This is a genomic window from Capilliphycus salinus ALCB114379 (assembly GCF_047276495.1).
GTDB classification, from domain to species: Bacteria; Cyanobacteriota; Cyanobacteriia; order Cyanobacteriales; family Microcoleaceae; genus Capilliphycus; species Capilliphycus salinus.
Map to the genome: position 1 here is coordinate 7,324,618 of NZ_CP178543.1, position 19,360 is coordinate 7,343,977.

The window sequence follows — 19,360 nt, forward strand, 5'->3', positions numbered from 1 at the left end:
TTTTTCCTCACTCGATTTTCAGGAAAATTTGCGTTAAAATAAAAGAAAGATGAGTGGGGAATTCATTCTTTTGAGTGAGTTCGGGAAAATGTGATAAATGATCCGGATTTGCTGGCAATTCTACCCGTAATAAAATGCAGTAGAACGTCCTTCAACCCCAGAACAATTCAGTGAGTCGGTTTTATTCCGAAAACGAATTGTTTACCCTCTCCTACTTTACCCAAGTTTTGTGCTATTTTTAACCCTCCTTTGAGGTCAGATTAAATCCTTGTATTTTTTCTGTCTCTAAACCCTCGTGAAAATTTGCCTTCGAGTTTTCATCCCAACGGATGATTTTTTTTCCCATCAATTGAAAATTCGTCTGTTGAGTCTCTGAGAAAACTTCCTTTCTCTCGGATGGGTCAGTCTCACCGACGGGTTGAAAATTCTCAGCAAAAAATGACAGACTAGACAGCAGCGTTTGATCCGCTAACCGCTAAAACACGGAAAAATTACGGATAAACAACGCAAATCAGCCCAAAATTCCGGCTAAAGTTGGGAAATTGAGAATAATAAAATAAGGAAGAACTGAAAACTATCCGATCTTGATGAACCCCGAACTGAAATATAATAGATGAGGTGAAAAATGGTTCCAATGGCACCCGAACGGTTACGTTTTATTATAGCACTTCCGATGCTCCTGATGCTGAGTGGCACGTCCAATTTGGCAAATAGTGCGGAAATTCAACCTTTAATTCGCCAACCTCAAGGCGTCTCCGAGGTTGAGATGGAAGATGCTACTCAGATGCGCCCGATGAAGCCCTTCTCACCTGAGGTTTTCTACGATCGCACCCCCTGTAAACTTTATGGCCAATGCTAAATTGATTCTCAAGGGCGATCTAAACTCCGTCGTGTGAGGAGTTGATGACCAAATCGATTGATTGGGCATTGGGTAGACGTTCTGAGATTCTACAATAGAGAGACTATAATCTCAATCACAATCAAGTTAATTTTCTTAAATGCTGAGATTAACCGCTTAAAGCTATGATGCAATTTGATCTGACTCCAACAAGCTATCTACCCGAACAATTGAGTCAAGGCGAGGACGAGCAAGCCGACTCTGCGATCGCCGTTATTGTTCCCTGTCCTTGTAGTAAAAATATTTAACTCATTCTCAAAGTTGATTTCCCGCAATGCTATTCTAATAAATATATTTGTATTTATGACTGTAAAACTAGGTTAATCTAGGTGTATCTCCCAAGTAGACTCGCCCAATGAACGTATATCCCCAAGACGATACAATTACCCAAAATCAAAGCCAGCTTGAGACGCTCTCGCGCACCCTACAACTGTCCGAGGGAGAATTTTCATTACTATTGGTTCGCTGTAACTATACAAATTTGCGCGAAAAAATTGTCAAGCAACTTCAGGAAAAATCTTCTCTCCCCATCCGAGAAGTTTATCTAAATCCGGGAATTGATAACCTCTATCGAACCTTGGAAACCGAACTCCTAGAAGAACAACCGGCGGTGGTGATGGTGTTTGGTTTAGAAAAGGTAGACACCATTGATGAAGTTTTGGCGGCGACCAACTTAGCCCGAGAAGCCTTTTTAAATTTCCCCTTTCCGTTAGTATTATGGATTAACGATAAACTGTGGAAAAAGTTAAACCGACGGGCGCCCGATTTTACCGGTTATGCAACCACCTATGTTTTCTTACAAAGTTCCGCCGATTTAATCCAATTTCTTCACAGTAAATCTCAGCAACTTTTCAACACCGTTTTAGAAATTGGCGGATGTTCGTTTGTTTCTAATAGCAAAATTTTAGGCGGACACTGCGCCTCGGAATTGCAACTGGCTTATCAAGATTTACAAAGTCGCAACGCCACCTTACAACCGAGTTTAATGGCGAGTTTAAGATTTGTTATCGCCCGCTATCATTACGCCCATCAAAACATTTCCGAGGCGATAGAACAGTATCACCTCAGTTTAAGATTTTGGCAACAAGAAGATATAAAAAACTCATCTTATCCGAGCGATTTTCAAGCCGAATATCCTCTTATAAATTCTTCCCCGATCAAGACAGCGCTCATTTGGCAGGGCGTGATATTATATCATTTGGGACTCTGTTTGGCGTACCAAGCCGAGCAACATTTGCGCCATACCGGTCAAGAAGAATGGCAACAAGCTAGACTGTATTTTGAACAATGTTTAGATTATTTTGAAGCCGCCAAACGTCCCGATTTAGTTGCCAAATTTATTAATCAACTCGGTGAGATTTTGCGCCAACTCGAAGACTGGGAAGCTTTATTTCGGCTGGCGTTGAAATCTCGGAAATTACATCAACAACAAAACTCGCCCCCCATACAACTCGCCCAAGATTACGGATTTTTAGCGGAATATTATCTTCATAAAGGCGACTGGCAAAATACCAAAGAATTTTCGACAATTGCCTTAGAAATCCTCAAACAAATTCCCGGTGAAACGGCAGAAGATCCGGTCAAAAATCAAAATCAAGGATTATATTATTGGATACTCGCCCAAGCCTTAGAACAATTAAGTCAACCTTGGGAGGCGATCAACAAGTTAGAAATTGCTTATCAAGAAACAACACCGAAATACAATCCTAGATTTTATTTACAAATTTTAGGAATGCTGCACCGACTCTATTTTGAACTCGGTCAGTATCGAGACGCCTTTGATATTAAAAAAGAATATCGCACCAAATCGAGCGCTTTTGGTTATACTGCTTTTATCGGTGCCGGACGTTTGCAACCCCGAGAACAAGCGGTCGATCCGATGTTAGGAACCGTATCCACAGAAGCCAACGTTACGGATGAAATTAAAGCCTCCGGTCGGGAAGAAGCCATCAATCGTTTATTGCAACGGGTGGGAAGTACCCAACATAAATTAACCGTTATTTATGGTCAGTCTGGAGTCGGTAAAAGTTCAATTATTCGGGCGGGTTTAGTGCCGGCTTTGCAAAATTTTAGCATTGAAGCCCGTCAAGTGGTGCCGATTTTGTTGAGGACCTATAATTCCTTTGCCAAAGAACTCGAAAAAAAATTATTAACCGATCAATTCGCCCCACCTTCTGAAGCCGAAACGCCCGGAGAAGACAGCGAAACTCCCCCGTCTGGTGGCAATACAAACCACAGCAATCAAGAAGCCATTGAAAATATTTTACTGCAATTAAAAGCCAACGCCAACCGCAACAAAATTACTATTTTAATCTTCGATCAATTTGAAGAATTTTTCTTTGCTTATCCCCGTCAAAAGTCCCGTCGAATCTTCTTTGAAGTCTTAAGAGATTGCCTAAATTTACCCTATGTCAAAGTAATTATTTCAGTCCGAGATGATTACTTACATTATCTGCTAGAAGGGGTAAGACTCATTGATTTTGAGATTATCAACAACGATATTTTAAACAAATACATTCTGTTTTATTTAGGAAACTTTACCCGCAAAGAAGCCTACAACGTCATCAAAAGTTTAACAGATCGTTCCCATTTTTTCCTGGAAGATGCGCTGATTCAAGCCTTAGTGAATGACCTCTCCAGTGAACTCGGAGAAGTTCGCCCGATTGAGTTACAAGTTGTCGGCGCCCAACTGCAAGCCGAAGATATTACCACCCTAGCCGAATACGAACAAAAAGGCCCCAAACAAAAATTAGTTGAACGATTTCTCGAAGAAGTCATTCAAGATTGCGGTCGCGAACATCAACAAGCCGCCAATTTAATCCTCTATTTACTCACCGATGAACACAACACACGCCCCCTCAAAACCCGTTCCGAAATTACCGAAGAATTAAAAGCAGAAGTCGGAAAAGCGGCCGTTGATTATCAACTGGATTTAATCCTATATATTCTCGCACAATCCGGTTTAGTTTCCCGAGAAATTGTAGACGGAACCGAATTTTATCAACTGGTTCACGACTATTTAGCCGATTTTATCCAACAAAAACATCGCCTAGACCGAGACGCCGCCTTTGAAAAACTCCAACAAAAAAATAAAGAACTCGAAGAAGATGTTGATATCTATTCCCGCCTCGCCAAAGAAACCGAACGCCGTCGCAAAGCCGAAAAACGCAGCCGCCAACTCGAACGCATTATGGCGGGTTTTGCCGGAGTATTATTAGCAGGTTTTGCGTTTTTTGCCCTCGCCCAAAAAAGACAAGAAGCCCAAGCAAGAATAGATGAAGTTCAATCGGCACAGGACTCTTTAATCTCTTTAATTGTTGCCGACCAAAATGACCAAATCGGGATTTTACAGGCGACTTTGGTGATCGGAGAAAGAATTCAACAAACCCAAGCCTCCCAAGAACAAGAAAACGAAATTGCTCAAGGATTTCGCAAACTATTTGATAATAGTTTACACGAGCGAAACCGACTCGAACAAAATGATAGTGTTTTAGCCGCCACTTACAGTCCCGATGGCGAAATGATTGCCACAGCCGGAAATGAAAAGGTGATTAAACTCTGGAGTCAGGATGGAATATTTATTAGAAATTTGATCGATTCTACTTTCAATTCTCAACCCCTTTCCCACGAAGATGGCATCTTAGGTCTTAGCTTTAGTCCCGATGGCCAAACAATTGCTTCGGCGAGTCGCGATACAACCGTCAAACTTTGGACTCGCAACGGTCAACGCTTAAAAACCCTTATCGGTCACGAAAGTGTTGTTACCAGCGTTGTGTTTAGTCCTGATGGTCGTCAGATTGCCTCAGCCAGCGCCGATGGTACAATTAAACTTTGGGATGTTGAAAACGGAACCGAAATTAAAACCATTAATGCTCACAAAGGTGGCGTTTTAGATGTTAAATTTAGCCCCGATGGTCAAATTATTGCCTCAAGTGGGAGTTTCGATCCGACGGTGAAACTTTGGAAGCCAGACGGTACCCGATTAAAAACCCTCAGAGGTCACTGTCAGTCCGTCCAACAGACAGAAGAATGTATCGGGGTTTATGAAGTGAGTTTTAGTCCGAATGGCTCTATTTTGGCTTCTGCAAGCGGCGATCGCACGGTGAAACTTTGGAACGTTCAAACCGGAAAAGAAATCGGAACTTTAAAAGGACATAACAGCGATGTTTTGGGGGTCAGTTTTAGCCCCGATGGTCAAACAATTGCCAGCAGCAGTCGCGATCGCACGGTGAAACTTTGGAATAAAGATGGTGCGATTTTACAAACGTTTAGCGGACACAAACATGATGTTTGGACGGTGAGTTATAGTCCCGATAGCGAGATGATCGCCTCTGCAAGTTCCGATAATATGGTTAAACTTTGGGACCGCAACAGCAACCCCCTCGATCAGATTTTGCAAGCCCATTCGTTGGCGGTTAATGACATCAGTTTTAGTGGAAATGGCGATATTATTGCCACAGCAAGCAACGATAAAACCGTCAGAGTTTGGGACACAAAGACTCAAAACTTATTACAAAATTCGGAAAATGAACCCCTGATTTTGCCACAGGAAAAAGAGGTGCGTTGGGTCAGTTTGAGTCCGGACGGGAAAACTCTGGCGACGGTTAACACTTCGGAAGCGACGATTAATCTTTGGAATATTGATGGGGAGTTGCTTCAAATTTTAAGAAATGACTCGGCGGTGAATTCTGTTGAGTTTAGTCCGGGCGGAATTATTGCTTCGGGAAGTGACAGCGGAAGGGTTAAACTTTGGGAAGCCGACGGGACTTTAATTGAGAGTTTTAACCTGAATTTTCCGGTGGTTAGTATTGAGTTTAATCGGACCGGAAATTTAATGGCGATCGCCACTTCTGACCCGGAAACAGAGTCTCAATTGCAAGTTTGGACTCAACAAGAAATCGGTTGGCGATCGCGCACGATTCGCTCTTATCCCAATCAAGCTATTAATCAAATTAGTTACTCCCCCGCCGAAGAATTATATGCGATTGCTGTTAATGACTACGTTGAACTTTGGAGTCCGACTCGGGGTAAATCTTGTCCGCTAAAACATCAGGCGACTGTACGCAGTATTGATATCGATCCCAGTGGTAAAATTTTGGCAACGGCGAGCGATGATAAAAAAGTTCGATTTTGGCAACTCGATCGCGAACAATTGTGGGAAGCTGACGGAGATTGTCAAGCTTTAGAAATTGAACCCTTTTATACTATCGATCAAGATGTATTTATTAATCGGGTTCATTTTCATCCTCAGGGGAATATTTTAGCGATCGCCAAAGAAGATGGAACGACTATTCTTTGGAATATGCAAGGTTTTCAGTTAGATTATCAAATTCAACAGGGTTGTCTGTGGTTGAATGATTATCTCACCCACCAAGCCGACGGAAATCGTCAACTTTGTAGCAAAACCGAATAGTTAACCGTCCCTGATTACCGCCAACCCGCCCCGACAAACCCGAAACCGGTTCGTTACTGTGCGGCGCTATAATTAGACTGTACAGTTTGGTACGGTTTGAAACGGGGGAGCGAGAAAGATAATATACCAAGAATATACTGAGGATGGATGCTATGCCTAAAATCACCAACTCCGAATATGTACGTCCCGGATGTGCGGAGAAAGCCGAACAAATTCTCAAAGGTGCGATGCCGGAATTTCTAGCAAATGGCTATGCTTGCACCAGTATGGATAAAATCGCCAAATCCGCAGGCGTTTCCAAACAAACCCTCTACAGCCATTTTAGTGATAAAGACGGCCTGTTTACCGCCCTGGTTAAGCGCATCGCCTCCGATAAATTTCGCCTAGTTTGGTCAAAACCCCTCAAAGGCGAACCGAACTCCGTTTTGCGAGATTTAGCCCAGAGAATACTAGAAAATGCCAGTGAGGAGCAATATCTGTGTTTTGCCCGTTTAATTATCGCCGAGTCCAGCAAACGGCCAGATTTAGCAGAAATTTTTGTGCGGGAACTGATTCAACCGGCGACAGTCACATTAACCGAATATCTTCGAGATTGTCCAGATTTAGAAATTAACGACCCCGAAGCCACCGCCCGAATTTTTGTGGGAGGATTGATTCATTTTATCATCGTTCAGAATGTCCTGCAAGGTCACAAACTGATGCCAATGGAATCGGAACGGTTAATTGATAGCCTGGTTGATACTATCATTAAATCCGGACAAAAAACCCCAGATCTCAACCGTCAATCGGTGAACTTTATCAGTTAAATTAACTATAAAGAGATAATCGACTTGCCCGTTCTGGTTGTAATTAATAATGGATAAATTCTCCTATACTCCCCCTTTTCCGCTCAAAAATGGCTTAACGATGACCCTGTATGCGGCGTTGAGAGCCAAGAAAAACTGGGAACAAACCACCCCTTATCCCGAACCGCCCTATGAAGATCATATCTTTCTCGGTGCGGGAAAAGTTCCGATTTTTGGTATATATGCCATTGCCGAACATTCACGGGGTACAATTATCGGCACCTACGGGATTACCGGAGATTTGGATAACCAATGGTATCTCCGACTTTTGGGACGCAAAGCCTACGCCCAGGGCTACAGCGTGGTCTTGTTTGACTGGCGGGCGCACGGTAAAACGGCTGAACTCTCGCCGACCCTGACTTCAGATGGCATTTACGAAGGAGAAGATTTTGTTCGCATCGCCGCCAAAGCCAAAGCCCTGGGGTGTTCCCCTCCCTTTTGGTTTACGGGATATTCCTTGGGCGGACAGTTGGCGCTTTGGGGGGTGAAAGCGGCTCAAACGGTTTCCACTTGGGGAAATAATGTCAATTTTACCGAGTCGGATTTTGGCGGGGGGGCGGTGATTTGTCCGAGTTTGGATTCTAACCGCTCTCTAACTTATTTGGTGCAGCATCCCTGGGGAAAATATCTCGAAAAAGCGATCGCCAAAGAGTTAAAAAAACTCGCCAGACGCATCTACAAAGCTCATCCCGATGTTATTGATCCAGAAGCAATTAAGCGAGCCAATAGTATTTGGGGATTTGATCGAGAATTGGTGATTGAACGGTTGGGATTTTCATCGGTAGAAGACTATTACAACGCCAGCAGCGCTTTACCTTTGTTGCCTCAATTACAAAAACCAACCTTGATTCTTTATGCGATTGACGATCCTTTATTTGACCCCACAATTATTCCCGATTTAAAAGAAGCCGATCGCCAAAATCCTCAGATCGAATTAATCTTAACTGAATATGGCGGTCACGTTGGTTATATTAGCAGTAAATCCTGCAAACGTCAAGCCAAAGATCGCGATCGCTGGTGGGCTTGGAATCGCGTTTTAGAATGGTGCGATCGGCGGTCTAATTCAAACAATTCACTCACCTGAGAAACAGAAAAAAACTAAGTCTCGATTCCTCCAAACCGAGCGTTACTGATATCAGATCCGACGACTAATTAATAATCCCAAGGGTAGGGGCGAGTTTTTACAGTCACTCATTACCAGTCCCCCTTACGGGTTCGGCAGTTGCTTCGCGACTATTCCGCCAAGTCAGCACTGCCTCACCAGTCACCAGTGAACAGTTATAGCAAGTAAAACTCACGCACTGAAAACTGTAAACTGTAAACTGTAAAAACTCGCTCCAACTCGAAGATCGATAAATCTTTACCGATGGAGGGGAAAACAAGCGGCTTGACATCTGCCCCAAAGCAGATAAAATCTTTGAAGCAGTACCCGATCATTGACTCGCCAACGATTAATATAGTTAGAATAGGCTGAAAATTAATTCTTGAATTTGCCAGAAAATGCAACATGAACAGGAAAAAAGGGGATGATAAACTCAGATTAGGGGTAGCAGTAGGAATCACATTCCTCTGTCAAGTTGAGGTGAGTTTCGCCCAGAGTGAAATTATCCCAGAAGACTCAACTCAACCCGAAACTGTTACCGAGTTTTCTGATATTCAAGGACATTGGGCGCGGGGATGTATTCAAACCCTGGCGCAACGAGAAATCGTGGGAGGAAACCGGGAAGACGATCGCTTTCGCCCCGATGAACCGATGAAACGGGTTGAATTGGCGATTATTTTAACTCAAGCTTTTCCTAATGTTGAACCCGTTCGCAAACCGACAACTTTTGCCGATATTCCCACCACTTATTGGGCTTATGACGCCATTCGAGAAGCCGATCGCAAAGGCTTTTTATCGGGGTATATTGCGGGGGCGTTTAATCCCCTAACCACCGTATCTCGGGCGCAAGTTTTAACCGCTTTAACCCAAGGTTTAGCCTATGAACCTCAGATCTTATCAACCGAACAATTAGATCTGATTTTTACCGATGCGAATCAAATTCCAGAAACCGCACAAACCGCAATTGCTGCGGCGACAGAAAACGGTTTGGTCGTCAATTATCCCGATGTTAAACGTTTAAATCCCAATCAACCCGCCACTCGCGCCGAAGTTGCAACTTTTATCTGTCAGGCGATCGCAGATTCTCGTCAAACTCCTTTTATTCCCACTCAATATATCGCCCGAATTCCCGCCGAGGGCTTATCAACTCCCACCCCTCAAACGGTGGTTTTAAACGCCAAACAAGCCGAAGAAAAACCGGAAATTGTCCCTTCAGCCACCGCCAACACCGAAGCCACACCCCCAACTCCAGAACCTTCCGAACCTTCTCCCAATTTCACCCAAGAAATCCCCGAAACGCCATCAGAAACAGCCGCAAATAATGCCGAATCTTTACCGGAAATCCCCGAAATTCCCGAGACTTTAGAAGCAACCGCGAGCGCCCAAGATGTGGAAGCTTTACTGTTTTATCAGCCGGAAAATGAGGCTTCAAATAACCGCAAATTGCGCTTACAAATTGTCCGACGGGGGATTTTAAAATTTAGCGAGGCAATTTTATTAGTAGCGGGAAGAAACAATCAGCCAACCGATGAATTTTTGGGGGTAGAAGTAGAAGATATTGACGGGGATAAAGAACCGGAAATTATTCTAGATTTCAAAATCAATAGCTCTAATGCTCCCGTTTACTATTCTCTAATTTACCGTTACAGTCCGATTCGACGCGAATATGTTCTCCTGCGTCAAGACTGGGGAATTAATCCACCGGAACGATTACAACCGGAGGAAAATGTTGATGTTTAAGTTGTGAATTTTTTGGCTAATTGTAGACAGAAATAGGGGCTAAAACTAGCCAGAAAAAACTAGCCGGAAATTTTCTGAACGCAGTATTGAACTCCGGTTTCAAAAATGCGGGTTCCGCCGCCTTCTGCAACGGTTTGACGCAACGCTTGGGGGTTGGTTACTCGCACACCGGCTAAATAATTCACCCCCATTTCTCCCAATTCTGCTAACCAGGGTAAAGTCGGACCCATTAACACTAATGTTGCATTTTTTGACAGTTCAACCAGGCGAGGAAAGGTTTTATTTGCGATAGAAGTTGAGGTTAAAAACACCCATTCGGACTCGGGTAAAATATATTCACAAGCGGGGTCGGGTAAATCTGAACCGGTGGGCTGTCTTTCAATGACAACCAAATTCATCTGTTTTTCATAGCGAGAAAGTTCGGGATAGCGCCCAATAATTGCCACCCGTTTTCCGCGAATTTGGGGTAAAAAATGTTCAAATACAGCTAAATTTGCGGGACCCGTCGTTGAAAGGGGTTCGGCTGTTTTGGGAAGGGGAGATTCTGTGTTAATTATAGCATTAATAACCGCCATTCCCACCGTTGCTTGATAACTATCCCACGATCGCACCCACGACGTCAATTCCGAGGTGGGTTTATTGACTAAAGTTCCCGACCAGGGTAAAGTGCGAGTGGGTATTCCCGGACTCATACACAACCCCATTCCTTCGGCGATACACAGCGTCCAGGTTAAACCAATAATAACTTCTTGAATGGGAGTATTGCTGGCACTTTTATCGAGTAGCAGGTCATAAATTTGACGGGAATTAGTCATAGAAGTTTGCTATTAGCTGACTTTGTTATTATTAACACATTTGTCTTCAATTTCTCCTCGCTTAATAAGTTCTTTGGGTTTGTCACAACCTCATCGAGTTTTGCTGAGAATTCCGTTAACTCTCCTTAACCGGTTGATCGGATTATCAATTATCCATTATCAATTCTCAATTTAAAGAGGTTTTTTAGGATGAAAATCCTTGTTTTGAAACTAAATCCATACAGAGTTGATTGACAACAGATTCATCAACGGAATTTGGCAGAGTTGAAACGGTTTCGGCTTCATCCAATTGTTGATAAAGGTGTTTTGCCATTTCCATCACTTCATCGTAGGAATATTGACCTTTTTTTATTGCCAATAATTCCTCAGCGTCTCCCGCTTCTCGACGGTCAACAATCAGATTTTGTGTTTTTAAAACCTCTATCCCCGTTTTTAATAACCGAATAGCTTGCATGGCAAATTTGCAATCGTAGCCAACTTTTGCCTCCATTTTAGCACGCTCGGGATTGCGGTTTTTTTGCCAACTTTTATAGTTTTTATATTCTCGAACCGCCCGCTGATACTGTTGGCTTTTTTGCAAAACTTGAATAAAATTTTCCGAACAATTTGTTAGATTTTTAGTTGTTTCTAACGTCTCATCGGGAAGGGAATGTTGTTTTAAAATACTTTTGTAGTCGATTTCTGCGTTTAACAGGTTATACAGTTCTTTGGCGGGTTGTAGAAATTCTATGCGATCGCGTACCAACAAATACAAATATTCCAAAAAACTGTTGATCTGGCTAATATTTAAAGCTTGCTTTTCGACCAACCCAAATTCAGCCGCAGTCGGTTTATGTTGTGGGGGGTTGAGTAACCAACGGCGGTGAGATTCTAACTTTTTGATTTGGGCGTAACCGTAACCGGAATAGGTTTGTTTGATGCGTTTGGAAAGAAAGAGTTGTCGATGCTGCTGTAAGATTTTACCGACTTCTGTCAGGTGAACGTAGTCTTTAAACCACAGCAATTCTAAGATATTGGGATTGTTGTCTACCGCCAATTTCAAGAACTTTCTCAGTTCATAAATACAGGTATCTTTTGCCAAATAAGGAAAAAGTTTGGAGGGCGTTTCATCCCACCCTTTATCCTGTTGTTCGATTTGACTCAATCCAAAATAATAGGGTTTTGTAGCGATAAAAATACCTCGATAATCATAGTCTGAGGTTGCAGTGTCTAACCCATAACCCCGCGAACCGGTTAAGGCGATTAAAATCGTTCTTTGTTCGATTTCTTCACGATTCATTGATGAACTAAACGAACAATTTATACTGCTCGTTCCTCATATTTTTAACTTTGTATTACTTTGTAGTATAACACGGGAATTAGCAACCCGCAACTGTTTGACCCACACCAATGTAGGGGCGGGTTCCGCACAAATCTATATTTGTTACAAACAACCTAAATAAACCCGCCCCACCTTCTCGAATGTGAAATTAATATTTTCGGGTTAAAACGATACCGCCTAAAACGAGAAAACCTCCGATCAGAAAAAAGCCGATATCGTAAATAATAAAGTTGGGAACTTGGCGAATGTGATGCAGTCTCAAAACCGCATGAAAAACAACACTATCAAACAGGTTAAACCCTCCCCAACCGATAAGATTCCATCCGATAAATGCGCGAGTTGAAAGGGAAAAATAGGGATTTTGTTTAATACTTTTCCACAGCAAACTTAAACCGACTACAGTAATTGTCAACATCCCCGCATTAAAAACACCATCCGCAACGGTATTTGTTTCGAGTCCGGCGAGGGTATTGGTCGGAACAAGATTGGCGATCATGTGGTGCCATTGCCACAACTGATGCAAGACAATTCCATCAATAAACCCACCCAAACCAAACCCTAACAAAAAACCCGCAAGAATTAACGTTTTACTGTCTGAAGTTGTCGAAGGTACGTTTTTATTTATCGTTTCATTATTCATTATTTTTTTCTCCCAAATTGCAGTAAATCATTTTCACTATTCCGACCAATTAGTTCTGAGAATGTTCGGAAACGTAGGACTGAAAAAACGCTTTCATTTGCGGAGATTTACTGCAATCAAACCCCATTTCTTGACCTTTTTCCATTGCCGCATCTGCCGACATTCCCTCTTGAATTGCAACGTACATCAACGCCATTGCACCCGATCGCAATCCACTTTTACAATGAATTAAAGCGGGCTTGGAAAGTTGGTCGATTTGTTGTATAATTTGATCGGCAAGTTGATCAGTCATTTTGTCGGGTTGAACGGGAATATTAACGTATTGCAACCCCGCATTTTCTGCCTGTTGCTGCTCATCAGTGAGAAAACCTTCTTCTTGAGGCGATCGCAAATTTAGCACCGATTTAAACCCTTCTTTTGCGGCTTGTTGCAACTGGGCGGACGTGACTTGGTTGGTGGCGACCACGAGTTGATCGTTAATTTTTTTAGCGTTTTCCATGACTATATTGATTCGACATATAGTCTTTACCTTAAGAGGTAGTAAATATAATCGCGTCTATCGGAAGAAATATTCAATCAAACTGATCAATTATTTAACTCCCAAAACCTGATAAACATCAATCGGCTTTTGTCTCCCTTTTAACTGAACATGACCGACCAAAGTCGTAGAAAATAGATCCCGAATATAGTGATAAGTCGTTTCACTAATCAAAATTCGACACAACCCGGAACCAAAAGACTTATCATAACTTTCCAAACGAGCCGCCACGTTCACCGTATCGCCCAACGTGGTATAATCCATCCGTTGAGAACTGCCCAAACTCCCCGTAACCACCAAGCCGGTCGCGATACCAATACGCATCGAAACCGTAGGCTGTTGAGTTTGTTTCCACTTGTGATTGAGCGATCGCAATTTATCCCCCATCGCCACCGCACAAGAAACCGCTAAAATCGCATCTTGGGCAATTTCTGACTCGTGAGTGCGAGGTAAAGGCACCCCAAACCCCGCCATAATTGCATCACCGATAAACTTATCAATAATACCATCATGGTTGAGTACAGTATCGGCCATAGTATTCATATATTCATTAAGCCAAAACATCAACCGATCCGGTTCCATTGTTTCAGCGATCGTGCTAAAATCTCGGATATCAGCAAATAAAATCGTTGCCGTCATTTTCTGTCCGAGTAACTGACCTTTAGTTAAAAGTTCATCGCGACTTTCCCAAATCTGATCGGCAATTTTCGGGGTGAGATGGCGCCCAAACAAATTCATCAACGTTTGTCGTTCAAGACGTTCTTGATGAGCAATATAACCCGTGATCGCCGTTCCCGAACCCAACAACCCCAACAGCGGAGGAACTATCGGTATCCACCACCCCCGCAAAAACACCTGATAACAAATCACCGTCAAACTAACTGCGGCGAGAATAATCCTGATCATTCCTTTAGTCGGACGATAACTCAATCCGATAGTCATTCCCACCGCCGACCAGATCAAAATCCACAACCATTCTATCGGTTCTGACCAGACTTTAAACACGGGTCGATTATCGAGGGCGGTACTAAGAATTTGACTGGCGATATTGGCGTGAATAACCACCCCCGCCGTGCGATCGCTAACCTTTAACAAACTGCTACTGTAAGGAGTAAAAAACAAATCATTCAGACTTTCAGCAGTTGTCCCAATCAACACAATCCGATCGCGCATCAAATTCGGTGACACCCGGTCTGCTAAAATATCCGATATCGAAACGGTTTGAAAATGATCTAATAACCCCCGATAGTTTAATAAAATTTGATAGCCGTTCTCATCAGCCCGCACATAACCCCCATCGTTAGCAGTAAAACGAGTAAATACCCCCAATCCGAGTTTAACTTCGTTATTGGCTGTCATTTCCGGCGCAATTCCCTGGGCTTGTAAATACATCAGCGCCAGTTGTAAGCCAATATTAAACACCATTTCACTTTCCGGGGGTTGTATGGTTAACAGCGCCCGCCGAATTTTACCATCCCCATCCCAAACCAAATCCGCTGCACTGACTTGATTTTGTTCTTTTAACATCGGCGGGGGAGCAACCGCCGAACCGTTCACATCGCTAACGACTTTTTCAATACCAATTAAATTTGGTGTCGTGCGATAGGTTTCGAGAAGCTGCTCATGTCCGGGTGGAACCGGTAAATCTCGGTAGATGTCTAAACCAATGGCTACCGGTTGTTGTTCCTTGATTTTTTCCAGCAATTGTGCTAACGTCACATCGGGAATCGGCCACTGTCCAATTTTTTGGATATCCGGTTCATCTATGGTCACGATGACAATGCGTTGATCGACCGGTTCAATCGGACGCCAACTGATCATTTGATCGAAAGCCGCCCATTCTACCAATTGTAAAACCCCGGACGTTCGCAATCCGATCACCAGAATCCCGACAGCAGGAACAATCAACCAACGACGCATGGACTTGAGGAACGAAAACCTCGGGTGAGAGTTAAAAGTTCCTAAGCCTAAAAAACCTTTTTTTTTTCGGTTGTGAACTTCAAACTCCATAACACCCGCTGGTTTTTGAATGGGGGTAGGTTTTGAAGACACATTTCTGGTTTGATCGCACTTCATTTTATTATTCAACCCACCCTGCAAGATTTTTTAATTGATGAAGGGCTGTTTGGCAATTTCTTGGAGTTCAACAGATTTTAAAAGTTCCTCCCACATACTAGCCAACATCGAATCATTGGGCTGAGTTTGCCGCAAGTTGGCTAAAATTTCTACACTGTTAAACCAAATGCCATTTTCAGCATAAACCGCAGCCTGTTCTACAGGAGTCAATTGCTGAAGTTGCTCCGATACGGCCGCATCGGCTTCGACTCGGCGAATTTCCCCTGTTACAAATATAACTTCTGGTGGCTGTTGCGAGGACTGGCTTGGGCAAATTAGACCAAAAGACCAACGGTAGGACTGACCGATTTTTAAAGCAGGCGTATCTGATGGCAGTTTAACACTAATAATCCCCGTTTTGCCAGCCACCGATAAGCGGGTTTGATACAGGTCTTGCTCGTTTTCGTCTTTGAGGCTAAATACCCCTTCTGTCGCTGCTGTTGCGGGTAAATAAAAGTAAAATGTTGGGTTGGCTTCGGTGGTTAATCCGGTTAAACTGGGACCGATGGCGTTGGGTTTTTGTAAGGCCGGCACTAAAGCCGTCAGATCGCTTTTATCTGATGATAACCGACCGCAGCTATTTCCTGTCCGTGAAGCGCCGCCTGCGGTGCGGTTTGGCATTCCTTGACCGGGTGGCGGTTGAAAGGCTACACTCACTCTCGTTTTTTCCTGAGATGATGATTTTTCCGCCCTCACCGCTAGACTCGGGAACATCCCGACTCCCACCAAAACCGTGATTAAAATGCTTAGGAACTGTTGAGAAAAATATTTAAAAAAATGTTGTTTGTCCATATGGGGTTGATCCTCATGGTGATAGTTTTTTGCGATCGCCAGATGCCCCAGTTTATCATTCTCCTCTCAACTTGAGGCTGTCTATTAAACGGGTGAGCTAAACCTCCCTTTGCAGGAGTTCAGTTTTTAGATCTCTATGATCTAAGATAACAATTCTAACTCTCCCTTAAAAAGAAAATGTTTAAGGTTTTCTTAAGTATATTTTAACACTCATATCAAAAAAAATTTGAGGACTGAGGAGGGGGCAAGCGGATTACAACCAGTTTCCAACAAGGACAAAGGCCGCCCAATAGTAGGGGTCTTGATATTGGCTATCTTGTAATAATTTTAACTGAGCAGAACGCAGCGCTTCCGCCTTACTAACCTCCGATAGAGCCAACTGACGGTAAAATTCTGTCATTAGGAAGGCTGTTGAAACATCATTAACCTGCCATAAGGTGGCCAGGGTACTTCGCGCCCCCGATCGCACGGCAACCCCCGCCAACCCTAAGGCGGCCCTTTGATCGCCCGTTGCGGTTTGACAGGCGCTTAAAACTAATAGTTCAATTGGGTTAAAATCATTTTCAGAATTTCTTAATAAGCGGTCAAAATCTTTAACATTAATTCGACCATCCCAAGTTAATAGAAACGTCTCCTCCGCTTGAGAACTAAATTGACCGTGAGTCGCCAAATGAACAATCGAAAAAGATCTTTGATTTAATTGCTTTTCTAAGCGCTCTTTGGTAAACTTTTGATTGAGGAAAACTTCGGCGGGAACCTGAGATTGAATTTGTTCAATTTCCAACTCCACCGCAGGCAAAGCGATAAACCCCTGACGGGCTTCACTCAATCCCAACGTTAACGTTTTCAGAGATTGATCCGCGATCGGTTGGGGCGCCAAGAGTTTTAAACTCGGGGTTAAAGCCAGATTATATTTTTCAATCAAATACTGTTGTCCGTCGTGAAGCGCCGCCATCGGCAAATTTCGCAAAGAACCATCCAACACAAACACTAACGTTTCAATCTGACTGGTGTTGAGGTAAACTTCGGCAGGACGCACCAACCAATTATACACTTCCTTAGACAGATTCCGACGTTCTTGAGACGAAAACACCGGAATAAACAACTGTCGCAGTTGCTCGACCGTCCCATCCACTTGTTCGGCGTCGATGGGTGTAGAATAAGATCGCAACGGTTGATCCGGCAAAGACAAAATCACCTCGATGCGATCGCTCAAAATAATCGGATAAATCACCGCCGCCGACCGATCAACTTGATCAATAGATGTCTGTTGAAGATCGGCATCGAGACAAGCTTCGCGAAAGAAATTATCCAACTCCGCCAGTTGTAAAGATTGAATTAACTCCCGGGCGGTTTTCAGGCTTTCCTGAGAAGGAACTTCACCCGATGGGGAAGGCTGTAAAATTAAACTCACCAACTGGCGATAAACCGGTTCAACACTCTCTCGAAACGAAAACTGAACATCGGGATCGACCGCAACCAGATCGGTTCTCAACGATTCTAACGTATTGACCGCCTCATTATAAGCCGCGATCGCCATTTCAGTTTTGCCCTGGGCTTTTAACAGTCTACCAAGCTGCCACTGCCAACGATAACTAATATCGGGTGCATTGATGGCAGTAGCCAACAACAAAGCCTCCTCAGTCAACCTCTCGGCAATTGACCACTGTTGCGTTTGTTCGTAAACTGCGGCTAAACTCCCCAAACTGTAAGCTTCGGCTTTTTTGTCTTGCAATTGTCGGGCGATCGCAATAGTTTCACTCAGCAGTTCAACCGCAACCTTAAATTCCGGTTGGGGTAAGTTTAGCAAACTTTCAGCCAAATTCACCCGCAAATAAACCGCTTTGCGACTGGCGGGTTGCTCAGATAATTGTACCCGAATTTCCGGCCACAGGGCGATCGCAATAGTTTCACTTTCAGCTTCCGTTAACAGGCGCAGGTGATTGAGTTGAGCTTGAATCCGAGTTAAACTAGAATCGGCTAACTTCTCGGCCTGTTGGTAAGCCTCGATCGCCAGTTGGGGCTGTTGTTGGGCGCGATAAGTATTTCCCAAACTCAACCAAATTTCCCCTTGGGTTTGAGTCGTCCCCAAAAGTTGAGCAATTTCCAAACTTTCCCGTAAAATCGTTTCAGACTCGTCAAGTTGTCCGACCACTCGCAGCGCTTCAGCCAAACTTCGCAGTCCGGTTGCTTTCAGCAAAGAATTTGGCTGCGATCGCAAATTTTCCCGAATTTGTTGTAAAGTTCTTAAAGCTTGGCGATAGAGTCCCAACGCTTGCAGGGCTTGGGCTTGATTAATTTCGGTCGTCAACACCCCGTTAACATCGTTGAGTTGGGCGAAGACTTCTTCGGCTTGTTTCCACGTCTGGTGGGCTTGTGAGGCTTGTCCTTGCTGTAGGTATAGCTGACCTTGAATATTGAGGACCGAGGCCAAAATACGGGGTTGCGATCGCGATTTTAACAGGTTGAGGCTGCGGTCGATCGCGATCATTGCCTGTTCCCATTCTCCCAAATTTTGCCAAACCAAGGCCAAATTACTCCAGGCGATCGCTTCGTTTAGGGTATCCCCCCGGGCGGCGAAGTCTGAAATAGCTTGTTGGAGGAGTTTGGCGGCTTCGTTGTTTTTTCCGTTTCGGTAATATTGTCGGCTTTGTTGCAGGGTTTGGTGGGGGGAGTCGGGTGGGAGTTGGCTAAATGCGGGTTGAGTGTCTAAAAGCGAGAGTAACAGAAGACTCCCCATCGAGTAAGTCACGCTGCTGTATTGACCCATTGCAACCCATTTCAACCACCTGTTTCCCCTTCGGTGTTCCCTCTTTTTTGTGCGAAGCGCCATAGATGCTCCAATTCCTATCATGTCTGGTTTGTTTAACAGAACTGTATAATCTTATTCAGCCGATTTTCTCTAGTTTGGGCAATTCTCGGGGTTCAGATTAGTTTGTTGACTCATTTAGGTTGACAGAGGTTCACAACAGTGGTATTTTGATAGGTTGGTATTCGGGTTGTGGGTTCAATTGTTGTTTGTCCAATAGTCGCTACACTTTAGATGTTTGGAGCAATGACGCGAGACGAACCCAACCCGAAACCCGTTAGCGGGGGAAAAAATTGCTTAACAGATTGAAATCTGCAAAAGTTTTTAATCGG

13 protein-coding genes are annotated in these 19,360 nt (G+C 43.7%); 6 read left to right on the forward strand and 7 right to left on the reverse strand.

Features of this window, described 5'->3' with window-relative positions; genetic code table 11:
- Window positions 1-625 precede the first annotated feature (625 nt).
- The 6 genes from ACL6C3_RS29800 to ACL6C3_RS29825 all read left to right on the forward strand — a co-directional run bounded on the left by ACL6C3_RS29800 (window position 626) and on the right by ACL6C3_RS29825 (window position 9,998).
- A complete protein-coding gene (locus tag ACL6C3_RS29800; RefSeq protein ID WP_413163677.1) occupies window positions 626-859 on the forward strand; it encodes a hypothetical protein in 234 nt (77 codons plus the stop codon).
- A gap of 164 nt (window positions 860-1,023) precedes the next feature.
- The gene (locus tag ACL6C3_RS29805) at window positions 1,024-1,146 is read left to right on the forward strand and encodes a hypothetical protein (protein ID WP_413163679.1); all 123 of its coding nucleotides are present in this window, start codon (window positions 1,024-1,026) and stop codon (window positions 1,144-1,146) included.
- Between the two features lie 107 nt (window positions 1,147-1,253).
- Entirely contained in the window at window positions 1,254-6,311 is a 5,058-nt protein-coding gene (locus tag ACL6C3_RS29810; protein WP_413163680.1) for an AAA family ATPase, read from the forward strand.
- A gap of 152 nt (window positions 6,312-6,463) precedes the next feature.
- Window positions 6,464-7,117 carry a TetR/AcrR family transcriptional regulator gene (locus ACL6C3_RS29815; RefSeq protein WP_413163682.1) on the forward strand — a complete coding sequence of 218 codons (654 nt, stop codon included), beginning with the start codon at window positions 6,464-6,466 and terminating at the stop codon, window positions 7,115-7,117.
- 49 nt (window positions 7,118-7,166) lie between these two features.
- A complete protein-coding gene (locus ACL6C3_RS29820; RefSeq protein ID WP_413163684.1) occupies window positions 7,167-8,240 on the forward strand; it encodes a YheT family hydrolase in 1,074 nt (357 codons plus the stop codon).
- Between the two features lie 423 nt (window positions 8,241-8,663).
- Window positions 8,664-9,998, forward strand: a complete 1,335-nt coding sequence (locus tag ACL6C3_RS29825) for an S-layer homology domain-containing protein (RefSeq protein WP_413163686.1) — start codon at window positions 8,664-8,666, stop codon at window positions 9,996-9,998.
- A gap of 59 nt (window positions 9,999-10,057) precedes the next feature.
- Here ACL6C3_RS29825 and ACL6C3_RS29830 read toward each other — a convergent pair whose 3' ends face one another.
- The 7 genes from ACL6C3_RS29830 to ACL6C3_RS29860 all read right to left on the reverse strand — a co-directional run bounded on the left by ACL6C3_RS29830 (window position 10,058) and on the right by ACL6C3_RS29860 (window position 19,004).
- Window positions 10,058-10,813, reverse strand: a complete 756-nt coding sequence (locus tag ACL6C3_RS29830; protein WP_413163687.1) for a Rossmann-like domain-containing protein — start codon at window positions 10,811-10,813, stop codon at window positions 10,058-10,060.
- Window positions 10,814-10,997: 184 nt separating this feature from the next.
- Window positions 10,998-12,092, reverse strand: a complete 1,095-nt coding sequence (locus ACL6C3_RS29835) for a DNA polymerase beta superfamily protein (RefSeq protein ID WP_413163688.1) — start codon at window positions 12,090-12,092, stop codon at window positions 10,998-11,000.
- A 190-nt stretch (window positions 12,093-12,282) separates the two neighbouring features.
- On the reverse strand, window positions 12,283-12,774 hold the full coding sequence (locus ACL6C3_RS29840; protein ID WP_413163690.1) for a DUF2243 domain-containing protein: 492 nt from the start codon (window positions 12,772-12,774) through the stop codon (window positions 12,283-12,285).
- 49 nt (window positions 12,775-12,823) lie between these two features.
- Window positions 12,824-13,273 (reverse strand): beta-lactamase hydrolase domain-containing protein, encoded by a 450-nt coding sequence (locus ACL6C3_RS29845; protein ID WP_413163691.1) that lies wholly within the window; start codon window positions 13,271-13,273, stop codon window positions 12,824-12,826.
- A 90-nt stretch (window positions 13,274-13,363) separates the two neighbouring features.
- A complete protein-coding gene (locus ACL6C3_RS29850) occupies window positions 13,364-15,232 on the reverse strand; it encodes a CHASE2 domain-containing protein (RefSeq protein ID WP_413163692.1) in 1,869 nt (622 codons plus the stop codon).
- Between the two features lie 186 nt (window positions 15,233-15,418).
- Complete coding sequence (locus ACL6C3_RS29855; protein WP_413163693.1) at window positions 15,419-16,219, reverse strand: DUF928 domain-containing protein; 801 nt, start codon at window positions 16,217-16,219, stop codon at window positions 15,419-15,421.
- Between the two features lie 253 nt (window positions 16,220-16,472).
- Entirely contained in the window at window positions 16,473-19,004 is a 2,532-nt protein-coding gene (locus ACL6C3_RS29860) for a CHAT domain-containing protein (RefSeq protein WP_413163695.1), read from the reverse strand.
- Window positions 19,005-19,360: the final 356 nt, after the last annotated feature.

Excerpts from the sequence above, each read along its gene's own strand:
- ACL6C3_RS29830 (WP_413163687.1), bottom strand. The coding sequence starts at position 10,813 with ATGACTAATTCCCGTCAAATTTATGACCTGCTACTCGATAAAAGTGCC.
- ACL6C3_RS29820 (WP_413163684.1), top strand. The coding sequence starts at position 7,167 with ATGGATAAATTCTCCTATACTCCCCCTTTTCCGCTCAAAAATGGCTTA.
- ACL6C3_RS29840 (WP_413163690.1), bottom strand. The coding sequence starts at position 12,774 with ATGAATAATGAAACGATAAATAAAAACGTACCTTCGACAACTTCAGAC.
- ACL6C3_RS29800 (WP_413163677.1), top strand. The coding sequence starts at position 626 with ATGGTTCCAATGGCACCCGAACGGTTACGTTTTATTATAGCACTTCCG.
- ACL6C3_RS29855 (WP_413163693.1), bottom strand. The coding sequence starts at position 16,219 with ATGGACAAACAACATTTTTTTAAATATTTTTCTCAACAGTTCCTAAGC.
- ACL6C3_RS29805 (WP_413163679.1), top strand. The coding sequence starts at position 1,024 with ATGATGCAATTTGATCTGACTCCAACAAGCTATCTACCCGAACAATTG.
- ACL6C3_RS29825 (WP_413163686.1), top strand. The coding sequence starts at position 8,664 with ATGAACAGGAAAAAAGGGGATGATAAACTCAGATTAGGGGTAGCAGTA.
- ACL6C3_RS29845 (WP_413163691.1), bottom strand. The coding sequence starts at position 13,273 with ATGGAAAACGCTAAAAAAATTAACGATCAACTCGTGGTCGCCACCAAC.
- ACL6C3_RS29850 (WP_413163692.1), bottom strand. The coding sequence starts at position 15,232 with ATGCGTCGTTGGTTGATTGTTCCTGCTGTCGGGATTCTGGTGATCGGA.
- ACL6C3_RS29810 (WP_413163680.1), top strand. The coding sequence starts at position 1,254 with ATGAACGTATATCCCCAAGACGATACAATTACCCAAAATCAAAGCCAG.
- ACL6C3_RS29815 (WP_413163682.1), top strand. The coding sequence starts at position 6,464 with ATGCCTAAAATCACCAACTCCGAATATGTACGTCCCGGATGTGCGGAG.
- ACL6C3_RS29835 (WP_413163688.1), bottom strand. The coding sequence starts at position 12,092 with ATGAATCGTGAAGAAATCGAACAAAGAACGATTTTAATCGCCTTAACC.